A 13,299-nucleotide genomic window follows, 5' to 3' on the forward strand; every position below is an offset into this window, starting at 1 on the left:
CGGGAGATTAAAGGGACTGGATAGAACCCTTGGGCAGAACGGCAGAGACGAAATCACGCTTGATGGTGACCTGGGTCTGATCGTTCAGGGCCAGCACTATGTAGTCGCTATCGGCGGAAACCTTGGCGATCTTGCCGACCAGGCCACCTGAGGTGAGCACTTCGTCACCCTTGGCCAGGGAGCTCATCAGATCGCGATGAGTCTTGGCGCGCTTGGCCTGGGGACGGTAGATCATGAAATAGAAGATGAGGCCAAACACGGCCAGCATGATGATCATTTCCATGCCACCACCCTGTGCACCCGGAGCTGCGCCTTCTGCATACGCCTTGGAGATAATGCTCATTTAACAACCTCTTATTGATGTAGATTTGAAAACAAACTTATATGTCGTTGTTATTTCACGTCATTTTCAGTTAACGGAGGCACGGGCTTCCCTTGCCGACGGTAAAACTCAGTTACAAAGTCGTCTAATTTACCCTGCTCGATCGCGTCCCGCAAACCCTGCATCACACGCTGGTAATAACGCAGGTTATGAATGGTATTCAGACGGGCACCGAGGATCTCGTTGCACTTGTCCAGATGGTACAGATAGCTGCGGGTGTAGTTCTTGCAGGTGTAGCAGTCGCAGTCCGCATCCAGGGTGCTGGTGTCCTCGCGATACTTGGCGTTGCGGATCTTGACCACGCCGTCTGTGGTGAACAGATGACCGTTGCGGGCGTTGCGGGTCGGCATCACGCAATCGAACATGTCGATGCCGCGGCGCACCCCTTCCACCAGATCTTCGGGCTTGCCCACTCCCATCAGGTAGCGCGGCTTGTCGGCCGGGATCTTCGGGCAGACGTGATCCAGGATGCGATGCATGTCTTCCTTGGGCTCACCCACCGCCAGACCGCCGACCGCATAGCCGTCGAAGCCTATTTCCAGCAGACCGTCCAGGGAGACATCCCGCAGCGGCTCGTAGACGGAGCCCTGGATGATGCCGAACAGGGCGTTCTTGTTGCCAAGGGCATCGAACTTGTCGCGGGAGCGCTTGGCCCAGCGCAGGGACATCTCCATGGACTTGCGCGCCTCTTCGTAGGTCGCCGGATAGGGCGTGCACTCGTCGAAGATCATCACGATGTCGGAGCCCAGATCGTACTGGATCTCCATGGATTTCTCGGGGTCGAGGAAGATCTTCTCGCCGTTGATGGGATGACGGAAGTGCACCCCCTCCTCGGTGATCTTGCGAATGTGACCCAGGCTGAACACCTGGAAACCACCGGAGTCGGTCAGGATGGGACCCTGCCAGTTCATGAAGTCATGCAGATCCCCGTGGGCGCGCATCACCGCCTGACCCGGCCGCAGCCAGAGGTGGAAGGTGTTGCCAAGCAGGATCTGGGCACCTGTCTCGCGCACTTCTTCCGGGGTCATCCCCTTGACGGTGCCGTAGGTGCCGACCGGCATAAAGGCTGGGGTCTGCACTGTGCCGCGCTCGAATACCAACTGGCCGCGACGGGCACGGCCATCTGTGGTTTTCAGTTCAAATTTCATTGCTACCTCTATTCAGTCAGAGAAACAGTCTGACAACGGAGGGCCCCATGGGCCCGATACAAGAAACCGGCCAGGATCCTGACAAGGCCTCCCTGAACGGCTTCTGAAGGCTAAGGCTTATGCCTCGACCTGGCGACGGGTGACAAACATGGCGTCCCCGTAGCTGAAGAAACGGTACTGCTCTTCCACTGCAGCCTGATAGGCCGCCATCACGTTGTCGTACCCCGCGAAGGCGCTGACCAGCATGATCAGGGTGGATTCGGGCAGGTGGAAGTTGGTGACCATGGCATCGACCACCTGGAACTGGTAACCCGGGAAGATGAAGATGTCGGTGTCGCTGAAAAACGGCGCCAGCGGCTTGCCCTGGGCCAGGGTCACCTTGGCCGCGCTCTCGAGGGATCGCACCGACGTGGTCCCCACCGCAATCACCCGACCACCGCGGGCGCGGGTCGCGGCGATGGCGTCCACCACTTCCTGGGGCACTTCGGCGTATTCGGAGTGCATGTGGTGATCTTCAATCTTCTCCACCCGCACCGGCTGGAAGGTGCCCGCCCCCACGTGCAGGGTCACGAAAGCCGTTTCCACGCCCTTGGCCCGAATTTTCTCGAGCAGCGGCTCGTCGAAGTGCAACCCGGCGGTCGGCGCCGCCACGGCGCCCGGCTTCTGGTTGTAGACGGTCTGGTAGCGCTCCTTGTCGGCGTCCTCGTCGGGACGGTCGATATAGGGGGGCAGCGGCATGTGGCCGATGGCCTCCAGGATCTCAAGCACCGGGCGCGGGTCCAGGAAGTGGATCTCGAACAGGGCATCGTGGCGGGCGCGCATCTCGGCCTCCACCTTCTCCCCATCGGGGCCGCCATCCAGGATGAGGCGGGTGCCGGGTTTGGGGGACTTGGAGGAGCGGACATGGGCCAGCACGCTGTGCTCGTCCAGGATGCGTTCCACCAGCACTTCCAGCTTGCCGCCGCTGGCCTTCTGGCCAAACATGCGCGCCGGAATGACCCGGGTGTTGTTGAACACCAGCAGGTCGCCCGGGTTGAGCTGGTCCAGCACATCCATAAATTGACCGTGGCGCAGGGCGCCGCTTTGACCATCGAGCTGCAACAGGCGGCTGGCGGTGCGCTCTGCCATCGGATAGCGGGCAATCAGCTCGTCTGGCAGATCAAAATGAAAATCGGATACTTGCATCTTTCACCTCGGGGGAATCGGCGGCTAGTCTAGTTATCCCCCTCTGCCAAGGCAACCCAAAAGACCAAAAACCCAAGGCCGGCAAGGGATAGCGCTCTTTTTGCGAGCCTTGGGGGCCCTTGGCGTGCCGACACGGGCACTTGGACGCCAATTTGTACCCCGCCGTGCCAACAACCCTGGGTTAATGATTCTTTAATGATCTGTATTGACCCTGATCAGGTTCCAAGGCCAGGAGCTGAGCTAGGGTGAGATCAGAGACACAAGGAGGCCCACCATGATGACCCTGACTGAAATCATGACCGAACACCCCTTCACCCTGGGGCCGCAGAACAGCGTCAAGCAGGCGATGGAGCTGATGCAGCAGGAGCAGATCCGCCACATCCCCATCGTCGACGAGCACCTGCATTTGCTGGGGCTGGTCACCCTCTCCGACATCCTGGCAACCCGCGACTCCAAGCTGCTGCTGATCAATCCGGAGCGGGAGGCGGAATTCACCGACAGCGTCCAGCTCGACGAGATCATGACCCGCCAGGTGGCGAGCGTGGATCCCCACGCCGGCATCAAGGAGGCGGCCCTCTACCTGCAGCGCCACAAATATGGCTGCCTGCCGGTGGTGCGGGGACGCAAGCTGGTGGGCATAGTCACGGAATCGGACTTCATCACTGTCGCCATCAATCTGCTGGAACTGATGGAGGAGCAGGAGCCGCCCGCTGATTTCTGATCATAAAAAACTGTAATAAAATTACAATAAAAGCGTTTTCAGCGTAATTGATCGGCAATAAAGCTGAAACCCTTTCAGTTTGACTGAAAAATTACACCACAAACTTGCTTTGTGATCTCCATCACACTATGATGCCGTCCATGCAATGGTTGCCGAAGAGGAGATGAGGATTGTGCACCCGATGTCTTCTCTTCATATGTCTGCAAGTTTGCACACCCCGTAGTTAGTCTTTGCTGTAAAGCATTTTTATATCGCCATTCCTTGTTTGATGACCCGGCCCTGTCTGTGCGACGGCGCCGGGATTTTTTTGCCCGTCTCTCACACCCTCCCCCTCAGTCCCGACACGCCTTCAGTACGCCTCTCATCACCTCCGGCATAAAACAAGTTGCCATCCGGGACTTGAAAATGTGACATGGAGGACAGAAATTGAACTTCGACAATGAGTTATCTCTGAAGGCCTGAGATATTCATATTAGGTACAGTTGCGATGGGCTATCTAATAAGTAGATTTAAGTGATTCAAAATTGTGGCTTTGACCGATTAGAGAAAAGCCCTATGATGCCTCCATCGAAAGTTAAGCGCCTCGCCTGGCCAAGCACTTCACGACCAGACGGGCATATGTACATCACCAAGGAGCAAATACATGTCTACCTATATCAACACCGAAATCAAGCCGTTCAACGCTACCGCCTACCACAATGGCAAATTCGTTCAGGTGTCTGACGCTGACCTGAAAGGCAAGTGGTCCGTGGTCTTCTTCTACCCGGCTGACTTCACCTTCGTTTGCCCGACCGAGCTGGGCGATCTGGCTGACAACTACGCTTCCTTCAAGAAGCTGGGCGTCGAGATCTACGCCGTCTCCACCGACACCCACTTCACTCACAAGGCCTGGCACGACACTTCTGACACCATCAAGAAGATCCAGTACCCGATGATCGGCGACCCGACCGGCACCATCACCCGCAACTTCGGCGTGATGATCGAAGAAGCTGGCCTGGCTGACCGCGGTACCTTCGTCATCGACCCGAACGGTGTCATCCAGATCGTTGAAATCAACGCCGGCGGTATCGGCCGTGACGCTCTGGAGCTGCTGCGCAAGGTCAAGGCTGCCCAGTACGTTGCCGCTCACCCAGGTGAAGTGTGCCCGGCCAAATGGCAAGAAGGCGATGCCACCCTGGCCCCGTCCCTGGATCTGGTAGGCAAAATCTAAGCCTCCTGCTCTCCAAGACCGGCCCACTCAAGGGCCGGTCTGCTTTCTGGCCCAGCGCTTCCTGCATTCACTGTTTTTTGCATCCAGTGCTTTCTGTATTCATTAATAGTGCCGACCGCCATAACAAGAAGGAATTCGACCATGTTAGATACCAACCTCAAACAACAACTCAACGGTTACTTGCAGTACATCGTCAATCCCATCGAGATCAGCGTGTCCGGCAATGACAGCGACAAATCCGCCGAGCTCCTGGCATTGGCCAACGAGATAGCAGAGATGTCCCCCAAGATTTCCATGACCGATGGCACAGCCGCCCGCAAGCCTTCCATGAGCGTGGCGCCACAAGGCCAGGCACCGCGCGTGCATTTTGCCGGCATCCCCATGGGTCATGAATTTACCTCCCTGGTGCTCGCCCTGCTGCAAAGCGGCGGTCACCCCTCCAAGGCCGATCCGGCCGTGCTGGAGCAAGTGAAAAACCTCAAGGGCGAGTTCCACTTCGAGACCTATATCTCCCTCTCCTGCCACAACTGCCCTGACGTGGTACAGGCCCTGAACCTGATGGCCACCCTGAACCCCGGCATCACCCACACCATGATCGACGGTGCCCTGTTCCAGGACGAGGTGAACGAGCGCCAGATCATGGCGGTCCCGAACGTCTACCTGAACGGCCAGCCGTTCAGCCAGGGCCGTACCTCGCTCGAAGAGATCGTCGCCAAACTCGATACCGGCGCGGCAGAGCGCAAGGCGCAAGAGCTGAGCGAAAAGGCCCCCTACGACGTGCTGGTAGTGGGCGGTGGCCCGGCTGGCGCCGCAGCCGCCATCTATGCCGCCCGCAAGGGGATCCGCACCGCCATCGTCGCCGAGCGCTTCGGCGGTCAGGTGATGGATACCGTCGGCATCGAGAACTTCATCTCCGTGCCCTACACCGAGGGCCCCAAGCTGGCCGCGAGCCTGGAGCAGCACGTCAAGCAGTACGGCGTGGAGGTGATCACCGAGCAGCGTGCCGCCGCCATCAGCAAGGATGGCTACGTGAACGTGGATCTCGCCTCCGGTGCCACCTTGAAGAGCCGCGCCGTGATCCTGGCGACCGGTGCCCGCTGGCGCGATCTGAACGTGCCGGGGGAGCTCGAATACCGCACCAAGGGCGTGGCCTACTGCCCCCACTGCGACGGCCCCTTCTTCAAGGGCAAGCGGGTGGCGGTGATAGGTGGCGGTAACTCCGGCATCGAGGCGGCCATCGATCTCGCCGGCATCGTCGAGCACGTCACCGTGGTGGAGTTCGCCGATACCCTGCGTGCCGACGAGGTGCTGCAGAAGAAGGCTCGCTCCATGGGCAACATCGACATCATCATGAGCGCCCGCACCACCGAAGTGATCGGTGACGGCAGCAAGGTGGTGGGCATGGACTACGAGGATCGCACCACAGGCGAGATCAAGCACCTGGCAGTGGCCGGCATCTTCGTGCAGATAGGTCTGGTCCCGAACACCGAGTTCCTCAAGGGGAGCGAAGTCGCCCTGACCCGCTTCGGCGAAATAGAGATCGACACCAAGGGGGCCACCTCCCTGCCCGGCGTCTACGCCGCAGGGGATGCCACTACGGTGCCGTTCAAGCAGATCATCATCTCCATGGGCGCCGGTGCCACCGCAGCCCTGGGGGCCTTCGATTACCTCATCCGCAATGCGGCGCCGGAAGCCGCTGCGGCCAAGAGCGAGGCAGTGACCGCCTGACGGGCTCATCGCCCGACAAAAAGCCGACTCCCTGGAGTCGGCTTTTTTTATGCGCGTCTTCGGGCTGGCTTGCCCTCAGCGAACCTGCGGCTCCTCCGTTCCCTCCACGTCCTCCACTTCGGGCGCAGCATAGCTCGCGGGCACCGCCTCCCCTTCCAGATCCGTTCTCGGCTCCAGCTCCGCCGTCATGGGGGTATTGGGCGGCACCGGCATGAACACCTGATGCTCGGCCAGGGGAATGGGTGCCCGCTGCCGCCGGCGCCAGCCCAGATAGCCCGCCAGCAGGGCGCCGCACAGGGCGAAATAGACGAACAGCCCCTCTGGCCCGAACTGCAACATGACGAAGGGCGCCAGCAGCGGCCCTATCATGGCCCCCAGGCTGTAGGCGAGCAGCAGCCCCTGGTTGGCCCCCAGCACCTGATCCGGGCGCAACTCGTCGCAGGCGTGGCTGAGGCTCAAGGGGTAGATGGAGAACGCCATGCCCCCCAGCAGGAACACCAGGACACCCGCGATCGGCTCGCGCCACGCCCCGGGCAGCAGCACCATCAGCAGGGCGAGCAGGGTCAGCGCCCCGCACAGCAGCAGGATCACCAGCCGTCTGTCATAGCGGTCGGACATCCGCCCTATGGGGTATTGCAGGCACATGCCCCCCAGGATCACCAGCGCCATCATGTCCGCCACCCGGGAGAGCGAGGCGCCGCTGTCGGTAAAGTAGAGCGGCAACAGGCCATAGATGGCCCCGAGGATGAGGCCGGAGGTGAAGCCGCTGCCCATGCCCGCCGGGGTGAGCCGGACAAGCTCCAGCACCCCCACCGGCTGGGGCGCCACCATGGCAGGGGTGGCCACCCGGGAGAGGGCGAGCGGCACCACGGAGAGGGTGGCGGCCATGGCGCACAGGGCAAACGGCGTCAGCACCATGGGATCCACCCACTTGAGCAGCAACTGGCCCAGGGCGAGGGAACCGTAGAGCAGGATCATGTAGAGGGACATCAACCGGCCCCGGTTCGCCGGGGTGCTTGAGACCAGCATCCAGGACTCCAGCACCACGAACAGGCCGCCGGTGGCAAAGCCTCCCAGCAGCCGCAGCGCCGCCCAGGTGACGGGCTCCACCACCATGCCGTGCAGCAGGAACAGGAAACAGAGCAGGGAGGCATAGGCCGCATAGGCCCGGATATGACCCACCCGTATGATGAGACGGGCATTGATGAAGGCCCCCAGCACCAGGCCGCCGAAGTAGGCGGCCGACACCAGGCCGATGGCCTGCACCGACACCTGTTCGGCCGAGAGACGCACCGTCAGCAGGGTATTGAACATGCCGTGGCCCAGAATGAAGATCACCAGACTGGTCAGGGGTGACAGCAACCTTGTGAGTGTCATGACGCCTCCTCGTGACGAAAAGATCATGGTAGCGCCTGTTTCTTGCCCGGTTCAACCCGATAGTCCCGGCCCTCCCGGGCTATTCTTAACGGGATCCCATCAAGGAGGTCGTCAAGATGAGACTCATGCTGTTGTTGGCAGCCCTGCTCTTCGCCGGGAGCGCCATCGCCTTCCACTGCCCTATGGACATGAAGAAGATTGATGATGCCCTGGCCACGAACCCCGCCCTCAGTGCCGAGAAACTGGCCGAGGTGAAGCAGCTCAGGGCCGAAGGAGAGACTCTGCATAACGCGGGCAAGCATCAGGAATCCGTCGATACCCTGGCCAAGGCCATGGCCATCCTGGGCATCGATCAAGGCTGACACTGCCCATGCCCCGCGCGACGGTCTGCTTCGCACCGCCCGGATGCGACAGACCGCCCAGATGAAACAAGGCCCTCGCCATGACTGGCGGGGGCCTTTTCACTGCGGATTTTTAGCGCTTGCCGGGGCTAAACCCGGCCACTGTAGACCAGGGTGCAATAGTTGAAGGCTATCTTGCCGTGAACGGCATGACGTGCAAACTCGCGGCGGATGAGGGCCGTCATCTGCTCATGGGCCGGGGTGCCGACGACGGGGGCATAGGAGGAGGAGTTGAGCCGCCCCAGCACGCCGTCCAGATCGAACAGCTGGCGGTTTTCAAAGCGATCGAGCCGGTACTCCCCCTCGAAGAAGGCACTAAAGTCGTGCTCGCTTAGGTTGCGATGATTGACCTCCTCGTAATCCCCCGAATAGGCGTGCAACCCCTCCTCATAGGCCTTGAGAAACGGGGTGTCGGTCAGCCTGTCATTCCAGATGAGGGCGACCCGGCCACCGGGTCTGAGCAGGCGCTGACACTCCTGCCGAAAGGCGGTGCGATCGAACCAGTGAAACGCCTGGGCGACCGTCACCAGGTCCACCGAGCCCGTCGGCAGGCCGGTGGCCTCCGCACTGCCGTGGGACCAGCCTATATTGCCCACCTCCGCCAGCAGCCGTCTGGCGGCGGCGCGCATCTCGTCATTGGGCTCCACCGCCCAGACCCGCGCCACCCGGGGTGCGAGCAGGGCGGTCAGGATGCCGGTGCCCGCCCCTATGTCGGCCACCTGGGCCTTGGGCCCCATGGCAAGCTCCCGGGCCAGAAAGTCCAGCATGGCCGCCGGATAACCGTGGCGGTACTTCACATAAGCCTCGACCCGGGTCGAGAATCGCTGGGTACTGTCCATCGCGCACACCTCTCCTGTCATTGGCGGGGCATCCGGTCGCCCAGCCTGTCGCTCTGTCCGCCAAACCGGGCGGCCCGGATCCCTATGCCACTACACTTGACGACATCATGCAACTCCCCGGCTGGCAACAGAGGGCGCCAGGTAACAACCACTGGGGCAAGAGAGAGGGAGGGGGAGGGGCACAGGATGACAGCAACCGACAGGAGCCACGAGATGATGACAGCCGCAAAGAACAGGATCTGCCTCTGGTATGACGGGGATGCCGAGGAGGCGGCACGGTTTTACGCAAGCACCTTCCCCGACTCCGTCGTTGACGCCGTGCACCGCGCCCCGGCCGACTACCCCGCCGGCAAGCGGGGGGATGTGCTGACGGTCGAGTTCAGGGTGATGGGGATCCCCTGCCTCGGGCTCAACGGCGGCCCCGGGGTCAGCCACGGCTGGGCCTTCTCGTTCCAGGTGGCCACCCAGACCCAGGCCGAGACGGATCGCTACTGGCACGCCATCATCGACCATGGCGGTCAGGCGAGCGAGTGCGGCTGGTGCCAGGACAAGTGGGGCATCTCCTGGCAGATCACCCCCCTGGCCCTCACCGAGGCGATCACGGATCCCGACCCCGAGGCAGCGAAACGCGCCTTCGAGGCCATGATGCAGATGGGCAAGATAGATATCGCCGCCATAGAGGCGGCGCGCCGGGGCTGAGCGCCAATTCGGCACCACCGCCTGCCAACGAACAAACCCCGCCAACAGGCGGGGTCTGTTGTCCATGGGAGTCTTGGCGAGAGCGCAGCCCCGGGTGACCCGCCTTCCCTTACTTGGCCATCAGTTCAAAGGGGCAGCGACCGCTCCTGCACCACGCTCTTCATGACGAGGGTCGAGGTGAGTCGCTGGACGCTCGGCAGCGCCGAGAGCTGCTCATCATACAAACGCTGGAAGGCGGGAAGATCCCGGGTGATGACGTTCAGCAGGTAATCGGGATCGCCGAAGAGACGCTGTGCCTGAATGACCTGGGGGATCGCCACCAGGGCTTGTTCGAAAGTGGCGACGGCCTGGCGATCCCCCTCCCTCAGGGTGACAAAGACGATGGCGGAGAAATTAAGGCCGAGGTTGCCGGGATCGAGCTGTGCGCGATAGCCCCTGATCACCCCCGCCTCCTCGAGGGCACGCACCCGCCGGTGACAAGGGGAGACGCTGAGCCCGATCCGTTCGGCCAACTCGGTGACGGAGAGACGCCCGTCAGACTGCAGCTCGGCAAGGATCCTGCGATCAATTCTATCCATTTGGAAAATCTTCCCATTTATAGAGCGATATTGGCAAATATCAGACAGCACATTCTAATCATCGGGGGATATTCTTTTCAATCTTGGAGGAGGATTGGCAGTTTCAATCTCAGTTTCATACCCACACAGGAGAGAGAAGATGAATCGCGAACCCCTTGACGGTGGCTTCGTTGCGCTGGCCATGAGGGAGTCCCCTGCCCTGCGCCGGCAGGCCAAACATCACGGACGAATCCGCCCATCCACTGACCCGGCCATGGCCATCAGAAGTTGGCCGCTTGCACGCATGGCAACGCCCCCCTTGCAGGAGGTCTCCTCATCATGACACTCGCTCTCTTTGGCGCCTTCTGGGCAGTCTCCATCCTGTTCGTCATCACCCCGGGGGTGGACTGGGCCTATGCGATCTCGGCAGGCATGCGGGGACGAGTGGTGATCCCCGCCGTGACCGGGCTGCTGCTCGGCCACCTGACGGCCATCCTGATCGTGGCCGCCGGGGTGGGTGCCCTGGTGGCCAGCAACCCGCTGGCACTCAGCCTGCTCACCCTCCTGGGGGCGGCCTACCTGCTCTGGCTCGGCATCAACCTGCTACTGCACCCCGCCATGCCGGCGGCGGGCAAGGATCAGAGCCCGGGGGCCTGGCACCACTGGACCCTCAAGGGCATCTGCGTGAGTGGCCTCAATCCCAAGGTCTTCCTGCTGTTCCTGGCGCTGCTGCCCCAGTTCACCGATCCCGCCGCCCCCTGGCCGGTGCCGGGACAGATAGTCGCGCTCGGACTGGTCCATGTCGCCAGCTGCGCCATCGTCTACCTGCTGGTGGGGTACGGCGCCCAGGCCATACTCAGCACCCGCCCCCTGGCGGCGCGCAGAGTGAGCCAGCTCTCCGGCGCGGCCATGATCGCCATTGCCATGCTCCTGTTCGTCGATCAGGTCATCCTCTGAATGTCATTCCAACCCCGCGAGAACCCCAACATGAGTGAACACGCCTCCCCATACGGTCAAGACACCCAGGCCGTCTCCCGCATCCGGATCCCTCACCTCCAGCAGATGAAGGCGCTGGGACAGAAGTGGGCCATGCTGACCGCGTACGACATGTATACCGCCGCCATTTTTGAAGAGGCGGGGATCCCGGTGCTGCTGGTGGGAGACTCCGCCTCCAACAACGTCTATGGCAACGGGACCTCGCTCCCGGTCACGGTGGACGAGCTGATCCCGCTGGTTCGGGCCGTGACCCGCACCACCCGCCGTCCGCTGGTGATAGCGGATCTCCCCTTTGGCTCCTATCAGGGCTCGGCCGAGCAGTGTTTTCATACTGCGGTTCGCTTCATGAAGGAAGCCGGGGCCCACGCCGTGAAGCTCGAGGGGGGCAAGCAGATGCTGCCCCAGGTGGAAAAACTGGTGAGCGCGGGTATCCCGGTGATGGCCCACATCGGCTTCACTCCGCAGGCGGAGCATCAACTCGGTGGCTACCGCGTGCAGGGACGCGGCGAGGATGGCCAGCAGCTTGTCGACACCGCCCTCGCCTTCGAAGCCGCCGGCGCCTTCGCCCTGCTCATCGAGATGGTGCCAGCCGAGCTGGCCGAGAAGATCACGGCGGCGGTTGCCATCCCCACAGTAGGCATAGGCGCCGGAGTCCACTGCGATGCCCAGGTGCTGGTCTGGCAAGACATGGCCGGCTTGCGAACCGGGCACCTGCCACGCTTCGTCAAGCAGTACGCCAACATGCGCACCCTGCTGCATCAGGCGGCGCGCGACTACGCCGCCGATGTCGAGGCGGGCACCTTCCCCGGCCCCGAGCACAGCTTCTGAGGCCAGGGACGAGCGTCACAAGCACGCCCGGGAGAGGGGTGAGAACCACGGGTTGAAGATAAAAAAAGACCACCTCTGGGGGTTAATGCCGATCAGTTAAGGATCCATTGACCGATCCTCCTGATGTGTAAAAATCCGAAACCTGTTGATTGGTTTCGGATTTTTTATGCGTCTCGCACAGGTTCTCGACTTCCTCCACGCAGCAATGCCGCTCAGTTTGAGTCACTCTCTGACCTGTATGGTGAATCGCCCCGGCTTCAAACCGGATAACAAAATGGTACCCCTGCCGTGTTATCTGGAGTAATCGTATGACCACCAACGAGAAAGTAGCACGTCGTAAACTCAGCCTGCTAGAGCTCGCCAAAGAGCTCAGTTACGTCAGCAAAGCCTGCAAGCTCATCGGCTACAGCCGTCAGCAGTTCTACGAAATTCGCCGTAACTATCAGACCTATGGGGCCGAGGGCTTACTCGACAAACTACCGGGCTGTAAAGGTGCGCACCCCAACCGAGTTGTTCCCGAAATGGAGCAGGCCATCCTCGATTACTCCCTCACCAGACCTACTCATGGCCCGCTGCGGGTCGCGCAATAACTGGCTCTGCAAGGCATCAACGTCACTACTGGCGGCGTGCGTGGCGTGTGGCAACGTCATGACCTGCTATCCAAACATGACCGTCTGTTGCGCCTCGAGAAAGCCCATCGGAAACAGATGATGGAGCTCAATGACGCGAACGCTTCAGCCCCGAGTTTCGCGAACGCCAGATTGAGGTCCACTACACGGGGGAACTGGTGGCGGTCGATACCTTCTTCGTCGGCGCGATCAAGGAGGTTGGCAAGGTGTACCTGCACACAGTGCTGGACTGCTACAGCCGCCACACCAGGGGACGGCTCTACACCAGCAAGCTGCCGGTGACCTCGGTTCATGTGCTTAATGAAACGGTACTACCGTTCTTTGAAGCCCACGAAGTGCGGGTCTATACCATCCTGTCGGACAACGGGCGTGAGTTCTGCGGACGCCCTGACCATCAACAAGACACCGGTTTGAGGCCGGTGTCAGGTGATAACTAGATCTGTACAATTAGACCACTACACTAGCGCCCCTCTCAATCAAAAAAAGTCAACTCAAACTCTCTCATGACATGAGCTATCTCAGTAATAACTTTTGAATATAACTCCTTCTGCTGAGAAATTGATAACTTATAAATTGATTTTCTTAAGTGCGACTCTAAA

At 61.0% G+C, this 13,299-nt stretch carries 13 protein-coding genes and 1 pseudogene; 8 read left to right on the forward strand and 6 right to left on the reverse strand.

Translation table 11 applies throughout. The features are described from left to right. Nucleotides 1-7: 7 nt before the first annotated feature. The 3 genes from yajC to queA all read right to left on the reverse strand — a co-directional run bounded on the left by yajC (nucleotide 8) and on the right by queA (nucleotide 2,715). Complete coding sequence (gene yajC, locus ACWPWQ_RS09975) at nucleotides 8-343, reverse strand: preprotein translocase subunit YajC (protein WP_041205953.1); 336 nt, start codon at nucleotides 341-343, stop codon at nucleotides 8-10. Nucleotides 344-393: 50 nt separating this feature from the next. Further along, the gene (tgt, locus tag ACWPWQ_RS09980) at nucleotides 394-1,530 is read right to left on the reverse strand and encodes a tRNA guanosine(34) transglycosylase Tgt (protein ID WP_454009681.1); all 1,137 of its coding nucleotides are present in this window, start codon (nucleotides 1,528-1,530) and stop codon (nucleotides 394-396) included. A 117-nt stretch (nucleotides 1,531-1,647) separates the two neighbouring features. Further along, nucleotides 1,648-2,715 (reverse strand): tRNA preQ1(34) S-adenosylmethionine ribosyltransferase-isomerase QueA, encoded by a 1,068-nt coding sequence (queA, locus tag ACWPWQ_RS09985; RefSeq protein WP_454009682.1) that lies wholly within the window; start codon nucleotides 2,713-2,715, stop codon nucleotides 1,648-1,650. A 274-nt stretch (nucleotides 2,716-2,989) separates the two neighbouring features. Here queA and ACWPWQ_RS09990 point away from each other — a divergent pair, with 274 nt between their 5' ends. The 3 genes from ACWPWQ_RS09990 (at nucleotide 2,990) to ahpF (ending at nucleotide 6,374) form a co-directional block, all read left to right on the forward strand. Then, a complete protein-coding gene (locus ACWPWQ_RS09990) occupies nucleotides 2,990-3,436 on the forward strand; it encodes a CBS domain-containing protein (protein WP_025327254.1) in 447 nt (148 codons plus the stop codon). Between the two features lie 643 nt (nucleotides 3,437-4,079). Beyond that, on the forward strand, nucleotides 4,080-4,646 hold the full coding sequence (gene ahpC / locus ACWPWQ_RS09995) for an alkyl hydroperoxide reductase subunit C (RefSeq protein WP_025327255.1): 567 nt from the start codon (nucleotides 4,080-4,082) through the stop codon (nucleotides 4,644-4,646). A gap of 141 nt (nucleotides 4,647-4,787) precedes the next feature. Further along, nucleotides 4,788-6,374: an alkyl hydroperoxide reductase subunit F gene (ahpF, locus tag ACWPWQ_RS10000; RefSeq protein WP_025327256.1), complete on the forward strand. Its 1,587-nt coding sequence runs from the start codon at nucleotides 4,788-4,790 to the stop codon at nucleotides 6,372-6,374. A 75-nt stretch (nucleotides 6,375-6,449) separates the two neighbouring features. Here the strand turns inward: ahpF and ACWPWQ_RS10005 are convergent, their stop codons facing one another. Next, nucleotides 6,450-7,751 (reverse strand): MFS transporter, encoded by a 1,302-nt coding sequence (locus tag ACWPWQ_RS10005; RefSeq protein ID WP_454009683.1) that lies wholly within the window; start codon nucleotides 7,749-7,751, stop codon nucleotides 6,450-6,452. A 116-nt stretch (nucleotides 7,752-7,867) separates the two neighbouring features. Here ACWPWQ_RS10005 and ACWPWQ_RS10010 point away from each other — a divergent pair, with 116 nt between their 5' ends. Then, nucleotides 7,868-8,113: a hypothetical protein gene (locus ACWPWQ_RS10010; RefSeq protein ID WP_025327258.1), complete on the forward strand. Its 246-nt coding sequence runs from the start codon at nucleotides 7,868-7,870 to the stop codon at nucleotides 8,111-8,113. Nucleotides 8,114-8,241: 128 nt separating this feature from the next. Here ACWPWQ_RS10010 and ACWPWQ_RS10015 read toward each other — a convergent pair whose 3' ends face one another. Further along, nucleotides 8,242-8,991 (reverse strand): class I SAM-dependent methyltransferase, encoded by a 750-nt coding sequence (locus ACWPWQ_RS10015; protein WP_454009684.1) that lies wholly within the window; start codon nucleotides 8,989-8,991, stop codon nucleotides 8,242-8,244. Between the two features lie 213 nt (nucleotides 8,992-9,204). Between ACWPWQ_RS10015 and ACWPWQ_RS10020 the strand changes: the two genes are divergently transcribed. After that, a complete protein-coding gene (locus tag ACWPWQ_RS10020) occupies nucleotides 9,205-9,690 on the forward strand; it encodes a VOC family protein (protein ID WP_454009685.1) in 486 nt (161 codons plus the stop codon). A gap of 125 nt (nucleotides 9,691-9,815) precedes the next feature. Here the strand turns inward: ACWPWQ_RS10020 and ACWPWQ_RS10025 are convergent, their stop codons facing one another. Then, nucleotides 9,816-10,268 carry an Lrp/AsnC family transcriptional regulator gene (locus tag ACWPWQ_RS10025; RefSeq protein WP_025327261.1) on the reverse strand — a complete coding sequence of 151 codons (453 nt, stop codon included), beginning with the start codon at nucleotides 10,266-10,268 and terminating at the stop codon, nucleotides 9,816-9,818. 318 nt (nucleotides 10,269-10,586) lie between these two features. Here ACWPWQ_RS10025 and ACWPWQ_RS10030 point away from each other — a divergent pair, with 318 nt between their 5' ends. The 3 genes and pseudogenes from ACWPWQ_RS10030 to ACWPWQ_RS10040 form a co-directional block, all read left to right on the forward strand. Further along, nucleotides 10,587-11,204: a LysE family translocator gene (locus tag ACWPWQ_RS10030; RefSeq protein WP_454009686.1), complete on the forward strand. Its 618-nt coding sequence runs from the start codon at nucleotides 10,587-10,589 to the stop codon at nucleotides 11,202-11,204. Further along, on the forward strand, nucleotides 11,205-12,071 hold the full coding sequence (panB, locus tag ACWPWQ_RS10035; protein ID WP_454009687.1) for a 3-methyl-2-oxobutanoate hydroxymethyltransferase: 867 nt from the start codon (nucleotides 11,205-11,207) through the stop codon (nucleotides 12,069-12,071). Nucleotides 12,072-12,379: 308 nt separating this feature from the next. Further along, nucleotides 12,380-13,095 (forward strand): annotated as a pseudogene (locus ACWPWQ_RS10040) (helix-turn-helix domain-containing protein); the annotation flags it as partial. Nucleotides 13,096-13,299: the final 204 nt, after the last annotated feature.

Source organism: Aeromonas sp. Marseille-Q7275 (genome assembly GCF_965119515.1).